The following is a 231-nucleotide window of genomic DNA, read 5'->3' as shown; positions in this document are numbered from 1 at the left end:
GAAGCCGGGTGAGGGTTTCTGCGAGCTGGGCGTGCACGGCCTCGGGAACGTCACCCTCGTCCCCCTGAGCGCCGGACACGACCTCCAGGACCTCGGTCGCCGGGGCCTCGGTTGCCGGGGTCTCGGACGGGGTCGGGACGTGCGCTGCGAGTGTCTGCCAGGTCAGGCGGAACAGGGAGTCCGAGGAGGAGGTGTTGACCTGGTCGGCGGTGACGGGGCGCAGGGTGAGGG

At 71.9% G+C, this 231-nt stretch carries 1 protein-coding gene; it reads right to left on the bottom strand.

The annotated features are described in order from the left end of the window. Positions 1 to 231: hypothetical protein (locus tag ACLF6P_RS30115; protein WP_415954602.1), on the bottom strand; the 231-nt coding region annotated here is incomplete at both ends.

This window comes from Streptomyces lothianensis (assembly GCF_047779955.1).
Classification (GTDB): Bacteria; Actinomycetota; Actinomycetes; order Streptomycetales; family Streptomycetaceae; genus Streptomyces.
Note: the sequence above shows the minus strand (reverse complement) of the source record. Positions and strands in the feature narration are given on the sequence as shown.